This window comes from Marinomonas communis, from assembly GCF_004363305.1.
GTDB classification, from domain to species: Bacteria; Pseudomonadota; Gammaproteobacteria; order Pseudomonadales; family Marinomonadaceae; genus Marinomonas; species Marinomonas communis.
Map to the genome: position 1 here is coordinate 89,865 of NZ_SNZA01000001.1, position 17,408 is coordinate 107,272.

14 protein-coding genes are annotated in these 17,408 nt (G+C 45.2%); 7 read left to right on the top strand and 7 right to left on the bottom strand.

Annotation, left to right across the window (positions count from 1 at the left end; translation table 11 throughout):
- The first annotated feature begins 45 nt into the window (after positions 1-45).
- Positions 46-291 carry a hypothetical protein gene (locus C8D85_RS18130; protein WP_211342101.1) on the top strand — a complete coding sequence of 82 codons (246 nt, stop codon included), beginning with the start codon at positions 46-48 and terminating at the stop codon, positions 289-291.
- A complete protein-coding gene (locus tag C8D85_RS00460) occupies positions 230-1,081 on the top strand; it encodes an alpha/beta hydrolase (protein WP_211342102.1) in 852 nt (283 codons plus the stop codon). Before C8D85_RS18130 ends, C8D85_RS00460 begins: the two co-directional genes overlap by 62 nt.
- A gap of 16 nt (positions 1,082-1,097) precedes the next feature.
- Here the strand turns inward: C8D85_RS00460 and C8D85_RS00465 are convergent, their stop codons facing one another.
- From C8D85_RS00465 to C8D85_RS00480, 4 genes are all read right to left on the bottom strand, one after another.
- Positions 1,098-2,000 carry an AraC family transcriptional regulator gene (locus C8D85_RS00465; RefSeq protein WP_133559400.1) on the bottom strand — a complete coding sequence of 301 codons (903 nt, stop codon included), beginning with the start codon at positions 1,998-2,000 and terminating at the stop codon, positions 1,098-1,100.
- A gap of 105 nt (positions 2,001-2,105) precedes the next feature.
- Positions 2,106-3,698: a BCCT family transporter gene (locus C8D85_RS00470; RefSeq protein WP_133559401.1), complete on the bottom strand. Its 1,593-nt coding sequence runs from the start codon at positions 3,696-3,698 to the stop codon at positions 2,106-2,108.
- Positions 3,699-3,753: 55 nt separating this feature from the next.
- Positions 3,754-4,371, bottom strand: a complete 618-nt coding sequence (locus C8D85_RS00475) for an HD domain-containing protein (protein ID WP_133559402.1) — start codon at positions 4,369-4,371, stop codon at positions 3,754-3,756.
- Between the two features lie 9 nt (positions 4,372-4,380).
- Positions 4,381-5,493, bottom strand: coding sequence for a TauD/TfdA family dioxygenase (locus tag C8D85_RS00480; RefSeq protein WP_133559403.1), 1,113 nt, complete (start codon positions 5,491-5,493; stop codon positions 4,381-4,383).
- A gap of 93 nt (positions 5,494-5,586) precedes the next feature.
- Here C8D85_RS00480 and C8D85_RS00485 point away from each other — a divergent pair, with 93 nt between their 5' ends.
- Positions 5,587-6,504, top strand: coding sequence for a LysR family transcriptional regulator (locus C8D85_RS00485; protein WP_133559404.1), 918 nt, complete (start codon positions 5,587-5,589; stop codon positions 6,502-6,504).
- A gap of 73 nt (positions 6,505-6,577) precedes the next feature.
- Here the strand turns inward: C8D85_RS00485 and C8D85_RS00490 are convergent, their stop codons facing one another.
- Entirely contained in the window at positions 6,578-8,446 is a 1,869-nt protein-coding gene (locus C8D85_RS00490; protein ID WP_133559405.1) for an MFS transporter, read from the bottom strand.
- 332 nt (positions 8,447-8,778) lie between these two features.
- Between C8D85_RS00490 and C8D85_RS00495 the strand changes: the two genes are divergently transcribed.
- The 4 genes from C8D85_RS00495 (at position 8,779) to C8D85_RS00510 (ending at position 13,764) form a co-directional block, all read left to right on the top strand.
- Positions 8,779-10,929: an FAD-dependent oxidoreductase gene (locus tag C8D85_RS00495; RefSeq protein ID WP_133559406.1), complete on the top strand. Its 2,151-nt coding sequence runs from the start codon at positions 8,779-8,781 to the stop codon at positions 10,927-10,929.
- Between the two features lie 4 nt (positions 10,930-10,933).
- Positions 10,934-11,737, top strand: coding sequence for a DUF547 domain-containing protein (locus tag C8D85_RS00500; RefSeq protein WP_133559407.1), 804 nt, complete (start codon positions 10,934-10,936; stop codon positions 11,735-11,737).
- Positions 11,738-11,800: 63 nt separating this feature from the next.
- Positions 11,801-12,241: a YHS domain-containing (seleno)protein gene (locus C8D85_RS00505; protein ID WP_133559408.1), complete on the top strand. Its 441-nt coding sequence runs from the start codon at positions 11,801-11,803 to the stop codon at positions 12,239-12,241.
- A gap of 116 nt (positions 12,242-12,357) precedes the next feature.
- Entirely contained in the window at positions 12,358-13,764 is a 1,407-nt protein-coding gene (locus C8D85_RS00510) for an MFS transporter (protein WP_133559409.1), read from the top strand.
- Positions 13,765-13,813: 49 nt separating this feature from the next.
- On the opposite strand, the gene C8D85_RS00515 is transcribed toward C8D85_RS00510, so the two are convergent.
- Entirely contained in the window at positions 13,814-15,733 is a 1,920-nt protein-coding gene (locus C8D85_RS00515) for an FAD-dependent monooxygenase (RefSeq protein WP_133559410.1), read from the bottom strand.
- A gap of 228 nt (positions 15,734-15,961) precedes the next feature.
- On the bottom strand, positions 15,962-17,407 hold the full coding sequence (locus tag C8D85_RS00520) for an aldehyde dehydrogenase (RefSeq protein WP_133559411.1): 1,446 nt from the start codon (positions 17,405-17,407) through the stop codon (positions 15,962-15,964).
- Between the last annotated feature and the right edge of the window lies 1 nt (position 17,408).

The following is a 17,408-nucleotide window of genomic DNA, read 5'->3' on the forward strand; positions in this document are numbered from 1 at the left end:
CGACAAAATAAGCGCGTATTTAGACCTTATCGGAGGAAGTGAAGTATGAAGTTGCTGAAACAGGTGGTTGTGTTATTAGCGATCGCTACAAGCTCTGCAATGACCTTAGCGCAGGACATGTCAAATGGCGCAGACAATTTTTATGTGAGTGATAGCGTTAACGTTGAAAAAGTACGCTTTAAAAATCTTTATCAGATGGAAGTAGTTGGTAATCTTTTTGTGCCAAAGAATGTCGACTCTGAAAAAAAACTACCCTGCAATAGTTGTTGGGCATCCTATGGGAGCGGTTAAAGAGCAAAGTTCTAACTTGTATGCTGCAAAGCTGGCTGAGAAAGGTTTTATTACTCTAGCTATCGACCTTTCATTCTGGGGCGAAAGTGAAGGTGAGCCGGGTCATTTAGTTTCTCCTGAAATTTACTCGGATGACTTTAGTGCTGCTGTGGATTATCTGAGTACCCATAGTTCAGTTGACCCAAATAGGATTGGTGTATTGGGGATTTGTGGCAGCGGTAGTTTTGTTATTAGCGCGGCGAAGATTGATAGCAGAATGAAAGCCGTGGCGACTGTCAGCATGTATGATATGGGAGTTGCTGCCAGAAGTGGTCTTAATGGATCTACTTCGCTTGAGCAGCGAAAAGAGTTGATTGCCTTGGCTACTCAGCAACGCTTAGTGGAGTTCAAGGGTGGGGATAAAGTCTACATTCCAGGTACGGTAAATGAGATTGATGAGAATACTCATCCTATTCAGAAAGAGTTCTATGACTTTTATCGCACGCCACGAGGTGCCTACACTCCAGAAGGAGAGCGCTCTGAATTGACGACAAAGCCTCTTCTAAGCAGCTTGGTCAAGTTTATGAATTTCTATCCTTTTAACGATATTGAAACTATCTCACCAAGACCGATGCTATTCATAACGGGTGATATTGCCCATTCTAGAGAGTTTAGCGAAGATGCTTACGAAAAAGCACAAGAGCCGAAAGAGCTAGTAATTGTGCCGAATGCCGGGCATGTTGATTTATACGATCGAGTTGGTTTAATCCCATTTGAGAAGCTGTCAGGTTTCTTTACTGATAACTTGTAATGGCTTATGCCCGACTTTAGTCGGGCATTTTCTTAGCAAGCTCTTTGAAATCTTTTAGAGGAGGCAACCCGAACTCTCTTGAGTACTCCCGACTGAATTGAGAAGGACTCTCATAGCCTACTGAAAACGCAGCATTTTGAGCGTCTTTTAGCCCACTTAAAATTAATTTCCTTGCCTCATTTAGCCTTATCCTTTTTTGGTACTGTAAGGCACTCATGCATGTTATGGACTTAAAGCATTTATTGAAGGAAGAGAGGCTCATACTGGCTTGAAGGGCTAGGTCTTCCATTTTAAAGGACATCGCATGATTATCCTTGATCCATTTGGCTGCTTTGGAAACTTTATATAAGTTACTCCCTCTAGTAACAATTCTTCTTAAGTGATGGCCTTGTTCGCTGCAGAGTAAGTGGTAGTAAAGCTCTTTCTTAATATTGCTTTGAAGGAATGTAGAGTTTTCTCTATTTTGAGAAAGTTTGGATAATCGGTAAACGGAACTTAATATTTCACTTGATATGCTGACTACAGTAACAAACTCATTTCTCACATCAGCATCATGGTAGTTGAAGCTTTCCTCAGCTGTTATTTCGGCTAAGAGTTCTAGGTCTAGAGCTACGGTTAAGCCCAAGTAAGGGGCTGCTGGCTCAATATCGTGCACCCTTGAGACGATAGGGGCATTGAAAGCAGAAACTAACATGGAGCTACTATCGTAAACATAGCTTTCCTTGCCCAAAAACGCTGTTTTTCTACCTTGTAGAATGATGCAAATATTAGGCGATAATATATAGCTCTCTTCTTTAGTTGGTTCATCGAACCTTATAAATGTAAGTCCAGATACACTGGTTGAGACGATGTTTTCTTGAGATGTGGAATCGAAGACGATTTCCTTAATGAGTTTTCTATAATGCTCTAATTCATTCATATCGATTTAATGTAATCAAAAAAAGCCACTACAGAGAATATAGTGGCTAAACACTTAAGCAATTCATGCTTAAGACTAGGTGTGGGAAGGTTTAGTCAAATCTCTTTAGTATTGACTGACTTCTGTTCTCAAGCCTTTGACCAGACTGTAGCTCAGTAGTAAAAGCACGATCAGGAAAGGTAATCCAGTTGCTACAACGCCAGCTTGAATGGTCGATAGAGCTTCTGCTCCACCACCTAGTAACAGACAGATAGCAATCATTGAGCTAGATGTAACCCAAAACACTTTTTGCTTCGTTGGCGAAGTTGCTTTGCCACCACTGGTTATCGTGTCGACAACAATAGCGCCAGAATCTGCGGATGTAACAAAGAAAATGACCGTTAAGATTAAAGAAGTGATTGCGATGACAGATGCAAATGGCAGTTCAGCGTACATTTCATATAGGGCTAATGACGCATCAGTAATCCCATTAACCAAGACTCCTTGGTTGTTTGCTATCATATCCAATGCTGCGCCACCCATAACGGAGAACCAAATGCCTATAAAAATGATTGGAGCAATAAACACGGCCAAGAAGAATTCTCTTACGGTTCTGCCTTTGGATATTTTCGCCATGAAAATACCCACAAAAGGTGACCAGCTAACCCACCACGCCCAATAGAAGATCGTCCAACCGTGATACCACACTTCATCTTCGCGCTCATACCAGTTAGATAAAGGAATGATATTGCTTACATAGGATGGAAAAATCGCAAGCGACTTTTCAATGATAGAGCTGCTGGAGGCCAGAACTAGAATCGTTGCAAGTAATAAAATAGATAGGACAATGTTGATATTACTTAAAAGTTTTACGCCGTTTTGCATTCCTCTAACGACTGAAAAATACGTGACACCCGTTATTAAAATAATCACAGAAATTTGTGTCACGACGGTATTTTGAATACCAAAGACATAATCTAAACCAGACGCAATTTGTTGCGCTCCTAGTCCTAGTGACGTAGCGATCCCGAAAACTGTTGCAATGGCGGCCAGTATATCAACGACATTGCCAATTGGGCCCCAGCATTTTTCGCCAAACACCGGATAAAATGCAGATCGTAACGTAAAGGGAAGCCCTTTGTTATAACTAAAAAATGCAAGTGCTAAGCCCACGATACCGTACGTCGCCCAGCCGTGAACGCCCCAGTGATAGAGTGATGCGGAGAGAGCCAACGTTTCGGCTTCTGGTGTCCTAGCCGTTACATTTAATGGTGTTCCATACCAATCCGTAAAGTATGCGACAGGTTCGGCAACCCCCCAAAATAGCAGACCTATGCCAACGCCAGATGCGAACAGCATACACAGCCAAGAAATTAAACTGTATTCCGTCTTAGCGGATTTTCCACCCAATCTAATCTTACCCAGTGGCGACAGCACAATCACTATACACAGAATAATCATGAAGTTGATGGCCATCATGAACAGCCAGTCAAACTGATTAATGATCCATGACTTAGTTTGATTGAGTGCTTCCCCTGAGTACTCCGGAAATATAAGCGTAAGTACGATAAACATGATGATCAGAATCGCACTAACGCCGAAAACCGAGTTATGAACATCAAACCCTAAGAATTGGACATTATCCTGGCCGGCTTTGTAATCAGTACGATAGTCATCGTTAGATATCGAGTTATTATATGTATTATCCTGTTCTCTCATTATTCTCTCCTGTTAAATAAAATAGCTACTTGAACGTAGCTATTTTTTAGAAAGTCTAAACTTGTCCAGATAAAGCAATATCCACGGCGCTTTTCCCCATTGTTTGATTCCCCACATAGTGTGAATCAAAGGGCTCTCTACTGAAGACCTCTCGGACTAACGGCTCAAAATAGCTAAGAGGTTTGGTTGGATAGTCTGGATCAAAGGAGGCTTGATCCCACTTTTCACAGAAATCTACGCAGCTTTGATACCATGGGTGGTCGATTAAATAGTCACGCTCATTTCTGTTTCCTCCCAAGAAATGGGCGTAGTAGTAATTCTGAAATAAGCCATGCTGATTGATTACCCAGGTGACCTCAGGGCGAACATAAGGTCGTAAAATAGAGGCGGCATATTGTGAGTGGTTGTAGGGTGCTAGATCATCACCAATATCGTGAACCAAGGCCGCGACAATCATTTCAATGTCAGCGCCATCGGCTTCCGCCCGTGTTGCAGATTGAAGAGAGTGTTCTAATCGTGTGACTAGGTAGCCAGATAAGGTGTTTTCTAGATTTTTTAGAGCCTCTAAAATTCTGTCAGGTAACCCTTTGGCGTATTGATCCTCATAAGCGTGAAGAAACTTATATTCCTCTTGCGTACCATCTTTCATTTGTTTGAACTGAACCGTTTTCATGGTTACTCCTTATAGTCCTAGTTGTCGTTTAATCGCTTTATAGCGGCCTTTGGGAGCGTCTAAATCGATATAAGCTCCTTGGAGGTGACGAAGCCCCTCACTGGCATCAAACCCAGTTCTACCGTGCAAGACACGAGTGTTGTGGAACATCTGGAGTTGCCCTGGCTCCAGTTTGAATTTCCACTCGTAGTCAGAAGAGTTCAGTAGTTCACCGAGTCTTTGCCTGGCTCTATGGAAGACTGCTAGCTGGTGCTGAGGAAGTAGAGGCAAATAATCTAAGCGAGGACTATAGGAAATGCCTGTCACTCGCCCTGAAACATCGGACTCGATCATGGTTCTTCTTTCAATCAACTCGATGCTTTTATCAATGTGTCGGTAACGGATCGGTACGGTATTTAAAAGCTGGTAGCCCTCGGGATTTTCACTTTTAAGTTGAGCTAGTACGGAAAGGCTGTCGACTAAGGTTGATAACCCACCAGAAGTCTCATTCTTAATACAATGCAGTAACTGAATGCCTGGCATCGGGTCTCGGTATGGGTTATCAGTGTGAGGCCCAAGTGGCACGGATTTGCTAGAAAGGTCGATGTAATCAGGGCGAGTGTAGACTTCGAAGCTTCTGCCAAAGTTCGTTTCGCGCACATGACCGAACTTTTCAGCCACATCTAACACCATGTTTGCTTCATTGGGGATCTCGTTAACGATCAAAACCCCATAGGTCAGGAATTTCTCAAGTGCCTTTAATAAGCCTTGCTCATCATTTAGTTCAACGTAGTCGACGTAGAACTTTGATTTGTCAAAATTTGCTGTCCAAGGCTGTGGCGTTGGGGCGCCGTCATATGTGTCGAAATCAGCTCGAAATTCGTTAAAGTCGTAATCGCCTTGGTAGCCATCACTAAACATCAATTGATAGATGCCATCACTTATTTTTCTAATGCTGTCTAACGACACATTTGCATCCAGCTGGTGGGGATCAAAAAGCCTCTGTTGAGTGATTTGATCCAAGTTTTGTTCATCTTGGCAACGTTCTCTCAACCATAGTGCCGGTAGCTCGAAAGACTGGTCATTCAAACGCGCTGTAACCGAAACCGCTTCTTCATTGACGAAAAACTCTACTTGTTGCATGTTCTTTATACTCCTGTATTGACCTTGAGCATATTGACAGGTTGAGATTGTCGTAACAGAGTCAAAAGCTAATACATAAGATGCAAATAACTAATGATGAACGAATCTGAATTACCTACTTCAAACAGCTTGCTGGCATTCGAAGCAACTGTCCGACATGGGTCGATGACTGCTGCGGCCGATGAGCTTGGAATAACTCAACCGTTGGTGTCACAAAGAATCCGCTCTTTGGAAGAGGAACTTGGTAGTGTTCTATTGGATAGATCGCGTAAGCCGCTCAAGCCAACAATCATTGGTGAAAAATTCTACGGCCGAATTAAAGAGCCGATTCAGCTGCTTTTTAAGGCTTGCGATTTTGTAAAGAATGAAAGAAACGACAAAAAGACCAGAGTGTCGATAAATGTGTATTTTGGCTTTGCATTTTACTGGTTGATGCCAAGACTAAATAAACTGCAAGAAGCCTTTCCGGATTATGTTTTTGAGATGACTCCTACCAACAGCTTAAGCGATATGATGGTTTCGAGTTCCGATATCGTTTTTCATTTCTCGAACAGTTTGGGCCGCTATAAGTTCGAAGAGATGTTTATCAGGGAAGAGGTTTTTCCTGTCTGCTCACCTGAGTTGCTCGAAAAATATGAAATCAATGTCGACAAGCCTTTATCTGACCTGAGATCTCTACCTTTACTACACAAAGATAAAGATGACGCTAGATGGTTTAACTGGATCAATTGGTGCAAAGTTTTAGGCGTTCAGCCTCCGGAAGAAGGCGTCATTTTTTGTTACAACAATTACCCACTTGTTTTAGAAGCAGCCATAAGAGGAGAAGGCTTCTGTCTAGCTTGGAGAGGATTAGTGGACCCCTATATAAAAGAAGGTAAGCTCGTTGAGCTGGGGCCGTCCTTGAAGTCAAAAAGCAGGGGCTACTTAATCTGTACGGATTATTACGATACCTACGCTATCAAAAAGGTGGTGGATTGGCTGATCAAGGAAGTTGAGAGTGGCGACCGATAGCATTAACAACATGAGCCGAGAGATCCTACAACAGCCTTTAGCGTAGGCATAAGTCTGTTGTAGGTAGGCTTGCTCAGTCTTTTTTCTCCCGATCAGTTTCGCTTTCCTCAACCTCGTCGTCTTTATTCCATAAGGTATCAGGAATGACTGATTCAATGTCTTCAGCGTGTTCTGGCGTTTTTTCTGAAATGTAATCCACTACGCTGTGAATGGTTTGCTCTAATTCACCTTCTTCTGCCAAGCGATCTGCGTAACGCATCTCTTCTAGGTTTGTGGTTGCTGTGGTGACATAGGCCTCAACGATGTCCATGACGGTTTCAGGGTGTTCTTCAACGACTGTCTCTGCAGCTGCTTCGAAAATTTCTAAGCTGTGCTCAGGATCAGCATTGGTAATCATAGCTGTCAGTTCTGGTAGGTCTTCGTAATCTGCCTCATCAAATACCTGTGCGACAAACTCGGTGGTTGATCCAGAAGCATTAGTAATAATTGTCTCGATCAATTCATGCTTATGGTTTGGGTGAAATTTAAGCAATCGCTGATAAAGCTCTGAAATATCAATGCCTTCGATATTGGCTAACGCTTTGGCGAAATCTAAAATTTGTTCAGGGTACGAACGGGCTAAGATACTGACCATTTTCAACGCTAATTGAGGTTGTAACTGGGCAATATCGACGGCAATTTCCACTTCATGACTCAGGGTTGAGTGGTCCACGTATTCTGTACGAGGGTCCAACTCACTACTGACCCAACCCATGGCAGCACCTTGAGCAACGAAGGCTTCTTGTTCTTCAACAGGGATCGATTCGCGCACTTTACTGCGGTAAATAACAAACAGAGCAAACGCTAATTGGATTAAGCCTAGTGCAATAAAGAAAAAGTCGATGCCAACATATTCCATGATCAGACCGATGATATAAGGCCCTATGATCCCCCCCGCCGCGTAAATGATAATGATCGCTCCGATGGCACCACTCATTTGATTTTGTTGTAGACGGTCGAAAGTTTCTGAAATACCAAGAGGGTATAGGCTTGACACAATGCCGCTACTAATACTGATCAAAACCAATGCAGGGATAAAAAAGTCCAACTCCAGAATGGCTGGAATGGCTAAGGTGCAGACGATTGAAAATAATGCGGTGTATAGAATGACTTTGCGGCGCTCAAATCGGTCCGCAAAGTAGCCAATCGGAAATTGCAGTGCAACACCACCGATGATGGCGGCACCTACCAATAGTGATAGGTTGATGCCTGAAATGCCTTTGGAGTCCGCGTATACCGACAACATGCTAAATAGTGAGCTTAAAATAAAGCCGCATACTAATACCGCCGTTGCACCGACTGGAGACGTGCGAACAAGCTGTAGTAATGGCATAGGAACGGTATCCTCCACCTGTGGTGCCGTCGCCTTACTAATCGCAATAGGAACCACACCACCGCACAGCAGTAGGCCAGCAATAATATAGAGGGTTGCATGGGTGACATCTGCAAGGTTGACGACGAATGAACCTAAAAACATAGATAGCAGAACAACAATTTGGTTGGTCGCCAAAATTCTTGAACGCGTCTCTGAAGTGGAGCGCTCACTTAACCATCCATCGGAGACAATGTTGGTCGCAGCAATACAAAAGCCCATCAAAATGCGCATGATTGCCCACACCCATTCGTTGAACCAAAGAAAGCACACTAGAATACTGATCGCAGCAAGGGCCGCAGAGGCGGTGTACATGCGAATATGTCCTACTCGTGACATGATTCGTCGCGTGAACACGCCACCTAAAAGCAACCCCACAGAAAACATCGACATAATCAAACCAATGTTGCCGGTATTCACTTGCTCGAAGTTCAAACGTAACGGAAGCAGAACATTTATTAGGCCATGGCTGATGTAAATGAAAAAGCCGCTGACGAATAAAGCCAATAAAGAGAGTAGCATTGCCGACATAATGATTAAGTCCTGTGATCTCCAGAAGGTATGAGTTATCACTTGATATACGTAATTGTGATCATTTATGTAAACGCTAGAGGCTATCGAGGAATGATGTCGTTATCCAGTAAATGACGTGTAACTAATGTGGCTATTCTTACTATGTGGCGATAAATCTAATTTAACTCAAGAAAATTAGGATGATAAAAAAGCACCAATAAAACGATGGCCTGACAGAGCTTAAGTATTAAAAATTTAATTCTGCAACCTGTAAGATTTTTTGTTTTCAAGCGTCTACTCTATACCCTTTGTTATTTTGCTCACTAAATCGAGCTTGTGTGGAGATATTAATGAAGAAGGCAATCTTATTGGTGTTAATTGCTGCTCTGGTGGCGCTGTTTTTCTATTTTGATATACACCATTTACTGACGCTCGAAGGCCTGAAAGCAGGTTTGGACCAGTTTGAATCTTTGCGTTCTGAGTCACCTGTGCTGGTGATGGGCGTTTTCCTCGTGTCGTATGTATTGGTCACTGCGCTGTCACTTCCTGGGGCGGCGATTATGACGTTGGCGGCGGGAGCGCTGTTTGGGTTAGGTGTCGGTACATTACTGGTGTCTTTTGCAAGCAGCATTGGCGCAACGCTGGCTTTTTTAGTGTCTCGTTACCTTCTTCAAGAAACCGTACAAAAACGTTTTGGTGACCGCTTAAAAGCCTTTAATGAAGGGATCGAGAAAGATGGGGCATTCTATCTTTTCACCCTTCGCTTAGTGCCAGTTTTTCCATTCTTTTTGATTAACCTACTGATGGGCTTAACCAATATCCGTGCGATCACCTTCTATTGGGTTAGCCAAGTGGGCATGTTTGTTGGCACATTGGTTTATGTCAATGCGGGTACGCAGTTGGCTCAGTTGGAAAGCCTTTCTGGTATTTTGTCGCCTTCGTTGTTGTTCTCCTTTGTGCTATTAGGTGTGTTTCCTTTGATCGCCAAAAAAGTACTGGCGGTCGTAAAAGCAAAGCGTGTCTACAGTGGCTATCAAAAACCTAAAAAGTTTGACCGCAACATGATTGTCATTGGTGCGGGGGCCGGTGGCTTGGTCAGTGCCTACATCGCGGCAGCGGTGAAGGCAAAAGTGACCTTAGTGGAAGCCCATAAAATGGGAGGAGACTGCCTAAATTACGGTTGTGTACCCAGCAAGGCCATTATCAAGAGTGCCAAAGTCGCCAAACAGATTCGTCATGCTGATCAGTATGGTTTGGAAGCAGGTACACCTCGCTTTTCATTCAAACAAGTCATGGCACGAGTGCATGAGGTCATTGCGAAAGTAGAGCCCCATGACAGCGTTGAGCGTTACACCAAATTAGGCGTCGACGTGGTGCAGGGCTACGCCAAGATCATTGACCCTTGGACCGTTGAAATCCAACTAAATGAAGGCGGTAGCCAACGCTTAACGGCACAAAGTATTGTATTGGCGACAGGGGCTCGTCCAGTGGTGCCTGCCATTCCAGGTTTAGAAGAGGTTGGCTATTACACCAGCGATACCTTGTGGTCTGAGTTTGCCAAATTTGACGAGCCACCAAAGCGTTTAGTAGTGCTCGGAGGCGGTCCCATTGGTACTGAGTTGTCACAGACTTTTGCTCGTTTAGGTTCAAGTGTTACGCAAGTTGAGCGTTCAGAACGCATTATGATTCGTGAAGATCGAGACGTTTCTGAACTGGTTCAGCAAAGTTTACGCGAAGATGGCGTCAATATCTTAACCTCCCACCAAGCTGTGCGCTGCGAGAAAGAGGGGGCTAGTCAATACTTGATCGTTGAACAGGGCGGGCAGGAAAGTCGTATCGAATTCGACGCACTGATTTGTGCCGTCGGGCGCGAGGCGCGCTTAGAAGGTTATGGACTGGAAAATCTAGGCATCGAGACCCGAAGAACCATTGTCACGAATGATTACTTAGAAACACTTTATCCAAATATCTATGCGGCGGGTGATGTGGCAGGGCCTTATCAATTTACCCATGTGGCTGCGCACCAAGCGTGGTACGCTGCGGTAAATGCTTTATTTGGCTCTTTCAAAAAATTTCGTGCGGATTATCGAGTGATTCCATGGGCAACCTTCGTGGATCCAGAAGTGGCGCGTGTGGGGTTAAATGAGCAAGACGCCAAAGCCCAAGGCATTGACTACGAGGTGGTGCGCTATGGTATTGATGATTTAGATCGTGCAATCGCTGAGAGTGCTGAAGTTGGTTTTGTAAAAGTGCTAACCGTCCCAGGTAAGGACAAAATACTTGGTGTCACCATTGTCGGACAACATGCGGGCGAGATCCTACCTGAATTCGTTTTAGCCATGAAACACGGTTTAGGTCTGAACAAGATATTAGGGACCATTCATACTTATCCAACTTGGGCAGAGTCCAATAAATACGCTGCCGGGGAGTGGAAACGTGCTCACGCTCCAGAGAAAGTATTGAACTGGTTGGAAAAATATCACGCGTGGCGTCGAGGTTAGGCGAATGAAAGTATGGCTTGTTGTGCTCTTGTTCAGTCTTGGCGTTTCCAGCAATGTGTTGGCAAATAATGCCTTTAATCACGGTGGTTGGGATCAACTACTGCAAAAACATGTGCGACTGATCGATGAGGGTAAAGCCAGCCAAGTGGACTATCAGGGCTTTCTAGAGAGTAAAGGCGCTCTTGTGCAGTACTTAAAACAGCTAGAAAGTGTGAATCAGCAAACATTTGATAGTTGGCACAGGAATGATCAACTGGCTTTCTTGATCAATGCCTATAACGCTTGGACGGTACAATTAATTTTAACCAAGTGGCCTAATTTAGACTCCATTAAAGATCTTGGCGGACTGTTTCGCTCACCGTGGCGCAAAGAGTTTATTCCTCTTTTGGGACAAGTTCGTTCACTTGATGAGATTGAGCATGAATTAATTCGAGGCTCAGACCGTTACCAAGATCCTCGCATTCACTTTGCGGTGAATTGCGCCAGTATCGGTTGTCCTGCGTTGGCAAATGTCGCCTATCAAGGAGACAGCCTTGAACAGCTTTTAGAACAGCAAACTCGATTGTTTTTAGCCGACCGTTCTAGAAATCGACTGGACGGCAAAACGCTGAAACTCTCATCGATTTTCAAATGGTACAAAGAAGACTTTGAAAAAGGTTGGCAAGGCTATGACTCCCTTGAATCCTTTTTAGTCCATTACAAAGAGGCCCTGTCATTACCGGAAAGTAGTGTGCAAAGTCTTATGCGTGGGGATTTGAAACTGTCATTTCTGCGCTATGACTGGGGGCTCAATAGTGTGGATCGATAAAGATCGCCTTAGCTTGGGCAGCAAACACGAGTCGAGAGAGAAGATAAAAAAGAGGGCAGGTATATGAAATGGCTAGTAAGTATTTGTTTGGCATGCTTTAGCATGATCGCGCTGGCGCAAGCGCCTATTTCTACCGGTTTTTTTAGTAATAAAGCATTAGACGGTTACGACACAGTGGCTTACTTTACCGAAGGTAAGGCAATCAAAGGAAACCCTGAGTGGTCAACCAACTACAAGGGTGCTGAGTGGCACTTTTCTAAGGTTGAACATTTGCAGATGTTTTTGAAAGCACCAGAGAAATACGCGCCACAGTATGGCGGTTATTGTGCCTGGGGTGTTTCGACAAAAAATGATTTTGCGCCATCTGATGCCACACAGTGGGCCATTGTCGATGGGAAGCTGTACCTCAATTACAATGAAAAAGTGAAGTCGAGATGGGACCAGATGCCATTGCAACACATTGAGCAAGCTGACCGTAATTGGCCTGCTTTGATCGCGCAGTAGCATGATTATGTCGTCTATTCATGTAATTTTCTCATAGAAGCATTCGCTATTTCCTAACTAATTTAATCAATTCATTCCCCATAAAATAGAGTCATACCGTTTTATGGGGATCTGAAATGTCGCAATTTTCATCGCGTCAGCGAAATGCGCTGGCGATTATCTTAGCCAGTTATTTATTAATCTTGTTAGACACCTCCATCGTGATTACCGGTTTGCCTGAAATCCAAGCATCGCTAGGGTTTTCACAAGTTGGTTTGTCTTGGGTGCAGAACGCCTACACACTTGCTTTCGGTAGTTTGTTACTGCTGGGTGCGCGCGCAGGGGATCTATTTGGTCGAAAGAACGTGTTTATGTGGGCGATAGCCTGCTTTGCTTTGGCTTCGTTTGTTATTGGCTTAACCCAGTCGACATCCGTGATGATTGCTGCGCGAGCGGCCCAAGGTGCGAGTGCTGCGGTGCTGGCACCTGCTACGTTATCGCTGTTATCGACTTACTTTTCAGAAGGAGAGGAGAGAGTAAGAGCGTTGTCCTTATACGGTGCGACGGCTGGCATTGGCGCCACATTGGGATTGGTTTTAGGCGGCATATTTGCCGGTTGGTTGTCTTGGCGCGTCGGATTCTTTGTGAACATTCCTGTGTGCGTTGTCTTGTTTTTCGCTGCTAGATTTTTATTGGAAGAGTCTGAGCCGGAGTCTGGAAAACTGGATGTTATGGGCGCGATATACTCAACGTTTGGCATGGCTTGTTTAATATACGGCATTATTGAGGGTGGGGAATTAGGCTGGCAGCAGACGATTCCTTGGGGATTCCTAGGTATGGCTTTGTTGTCGTTGATGATCTTTGTGGCGAACGAAGCGCGTCATCAAGCACCTCTTATGCCTCTTCGTCTGTTTAGTGATTTTGAGCGAACCAGTGCCTATCTCGCGCGCATGACATTTGTTGGTGCCATGGTGAGTTTCTTCTTTTTCTCCACTCAGTTTATGCAACATGTTCTTAACTACTCTCCTGTGGAGGCGGGGCTAGGTTTTGTGCCAATGACAGCTTTTACCTTCATTTCTGCCATGTGGGTGCCTAAAGTCACTCGCATCATAGGTAATAAATGGGTGGTGATGGGGGCGTTTGCGCTCTTGATCCTAGGCCTTTGGTTGCTCAGTAACTTGAATGCAGGAGCCGAGTATTTTGCTGATTTATTGTTGCCTATGATGATCATCGGTCTTGGGAACGGTGCCGCTCTCGGGCCGTTAACGGTTTCTGGTGTAAAAGGTGTCGCGGCCAAGGATGCAGGGGCTGCATCAGGTGTTGTGAACACAGCACACCAATTAAGTGGCACTATTGGACTGAGCGTGCTCGTGGTCATCTTTGCTTCAGCAAAAGACCCTTCGTTAGATCCCACGTCAGCGTGGGCTGGACAGATTTCCGTTGGCTACTTAGGGTGCGTGGTTATGCTAATCGTAGGATTACTGATTCTACTGGCTAGTGCATTGAACTCGAACATGAGGCAACGCAAGATGGCTTCTGTTTAGTTGGCAGAGGATGCCAGCACATCGCAGTGTGCAATGTGCTGGTTTATGTTTATTGAGCGATTAAAACCTGCTCAAAAAATGCATTGATACCTTGGATATCATCTAGAGGAAGGACTTTGGCAACGTATTGATCCGGTCGAACAATAATGACGCAGCCCTTATTGCGATCAATACCACGCATATCGTAGATATCCTTGCCTTTTTTCAATGGAGCGCAGTACACCTTTTCATAGTCTTTTAAGCCAAACTTTCCTTTCTGAGGTGTCAGTAGGGGATCGAGTTGCGATCTTTCCAAGGCGTGGTGATGACATTGGAAAATCGCTCTGATATCGATCACAGAATCAATGTCAGCACCATCTGGCGTAAAGCGATGAACAGGAGAAGACGGGTCCTTCATCAGGTAGTCAGCCAGCTTTCTTACATGACAGTCATTCGACATAGGTGCTTGCTGGCCGGCAAACAGATACATGCGATAGGCGCCATTGGCAGTATGGCAATGGCCTAATTGCACTGGTTTGGCGTCTCCGTGACGTATGACTTTGGCAGAATGGAAGCGCAATCCAGCTTTCAGACCCGTGGCTAATTCATCGTATTTGTCCGACCCCATGGCTTGGGAAGGGCGATATTGGATGGAAACACCTGCGGTATAGCGACCAAATAGCTTAAAGTAGCGTTGGAACTCTGCGGGATCGATTCCCTCGGGGTGTTCTGCAGATTTAGGCTTTGCACTAAACATCGCCGACCATTCACGGTCAAAGTCGATCAAAGCTTGGCCGTATTCATGGCGCTCTAGTGAGTAGGTGGCCAACAGACTTTCAGGTGCTAATCCTGTCAGAACATGAGCCAGTTTCCAACCTAAGTTCCAGGTATCCATCACCGATGTATTAAGGCCTTGGCCTGCTTTGGGGCTATGGGTATGACAAGCATCTCCCGCCAAGAACACACGAGCGGAGCGCTCAGCGGTAGCATCGTCAAAGGCTGTAGTGATGCGCTGGCCGATTTCATAGACACTCCACCACGCCACATCTTTCACATCCATTGTAAAAGGGGCAATGATGCGATTGGCGGCGGCGATCAGAATGTCTGGCGTCATTTGGTCTCTGGCAACACGCTCATTCTCTTTGAGTTTGTCGAGCTCCACATAGATACGAGCCATGTAGCCCCCTTCGCGGGGAATGATCAACATATTGCCTTCTTTGTTCGATTGAATCAGTGACTTCAAGCGGATATCTGGGAAATCCGTATTTAAAAGAACGTCCATTACCCCCCACGCTTGGTTTAGGGCATCTCCTACCAATTTATGGCCAATAGCAGTTCGGACTCCAGATCGTGCACCATCACAGCCAACGACGTACTTAGCTTTTACAGTTTCAATTTCTTGATTGAACTGGGAGTAGTTGACCATTCTTTCGAGCTTGACTGTAACAGGGTACTCACAGTCCTGTTCATTAACTTCAAGCCCTAGAAATTTGCGTTGATAGTGAGGTTCTACCTTACCCGGTCCTTGTCGCATGACGCGAAGAAACTCATCGTGTACCCGAGCTTGATTGATGATCATATGAGGCATTTCCGATAGGTCTTCCTCAACGTCTTCGACCTTACCTGTGCGGGAAATGTGCTCAGGGTTTTCTGCATCAGGTTTCCAAAAGGCTGCTTCATTGACTTGGTAACCTTCTTGAATGATCTGATCAGCAAAGCCGTAGGCTTGGAACATTTCGACTGTGCGACAAGCAATGCCATCCGCTTGCCCAACGAGCAAACGATCATCTTTGATATCGACGATTGCAGTTTTGATTTGACCAAACTGAGACAACTGCGCCGCAAGGTTTAATCCCGCTGGGCCACAGCCAATGATTAAAACATCCACCTCACTAGGCATTGGGCGCTTGATAGGTGGCGCAACCACTGCATCTTGTGGGTCACTAAAGCGAGGGTCTCCAGGGTGAAAACCATTGACGTGATACTGCATCGTACGACTCCTTTATTGTTCTGATTGTCTCGATGCCTTTACTGTAGTTCATTCTTTGGTATAGGTAATAATTGGTTTTTGTCTCTAGATAAAAAGAAATTAAATATCTAGCGACTATAAGGTTTGGTCGATAGCATTACTTATCAGCGTTATGAAGGCTTCTTCTACGTTTTTAACTGAAAAGAAGCCTTTGTTCATAACTGCAAATGCTGAAATAAACAGTAGTGCTTAGAACGGGTAGTGTTGGTTCGGGTCTTCAATCGTAATCCAACGCAGGTCGGTGAATTCTGCTATCGCTGCTTTACCACCAAATCGTCCGTATCCCGAATCACCGACGCCGCCAAAAGGCATGTGCGGTTCATCCGCGACGGTTGGGCCATTGATGTGACAAATACCACTTTGAATGGCGTTGGCGCATGCCAGTGCGCGATTAATATCTTGCGAAAACACCGCCGCCGATAGACCGTATTCAGATTGATTGGCGACTTGGATGGCCTCTTGATCACCATTGACTCGAATAATGGATTTCACAGGACCAAAGCTCTCTTCTGAGAAGATACGCATCTCTGGGCTAACATAATCCAATAGGGTCGCGGAGAACATGGAGCCATTAGACTCCCCGCCGCACACCACAGATGCGCCTTTGCTGGTGGCATCGTCAATGAGTTCATGCATTTTTTCAGACACATTTGGATTCACCAACGAGCCTAAGACAACGTGATCACGAGGATTGCCCCATGGCAATTGGGATGCTTTAGCGGCGAGTTTTTCAACAAAGACATCAGCAATGGCGTCATCTACGATCAGGCGCTCAGTGGACATACAGATTTGTCCTTGGTTCATGAAAGCACCAAAAATGGCGGCATTAACAGCGCCATCGATGTCTGCATCGGAGAGGACAAGTAACGGCGCTTTACCACCCAGTTCCAACAAGGCTGGCTTCAAGTTTTCTCCCGCTAATCGACCAATAATTCGGCCTACTGGACTAGATCCAGTAAAGTTAACATGGCGCACTTGCGGTGCTTCGATCAGGGTTTTAACCACTTCAGCCGCATCTTCTGGGGCGTTTGAAAGTACGTTCACCGTACCCGCTGGAAAGCCTGCTTCGATAAAGCAGTCCACGATCAGTCGGTGAGTTAGTGGGCAAAACTCAGAGCTTTTTAAAATCACGGTATTACCGCAGGCCAGTGGCGTTGCAATAGCGCGAGCACCCAGAATAACGGGAGCGTTCCAAGGAGCCATCGCTAAACAAACGCCCTTAGGCTTATAGACAGACATGGCTAGTGTGCCTGGCTTGTTGGACGGGATCACTTCGCCATTGATGTGAGTAGTCAGCGCTGCGGCTTCTCGAATATGACCTGCGGCAAGCGAAACGTTAAAACCTGCCCAAGGGCCTGTCGCCCCGGTTTCGGTAATCATGGCGGCAACAAACTCATCGCTTTTGCTGTCCATGATGTCTGCAGCTTTATTCAGTAACGCACGTCGTTCGGCAGGTGTGGTGGTGCTCCAAGACGCAAACGCAATGTGTGCTGCAGTAACTGCCTCTAGGGCATCTTGTTTTGACGTGGCGGCGGCTCGGGAAGCAACTTCACCGGTCACAGGATCAATACGATCAAACGTTTTATTTTCGTTTGCTGTTTGGTCTTTACCACCAATGTGTAACAACACTGTCATT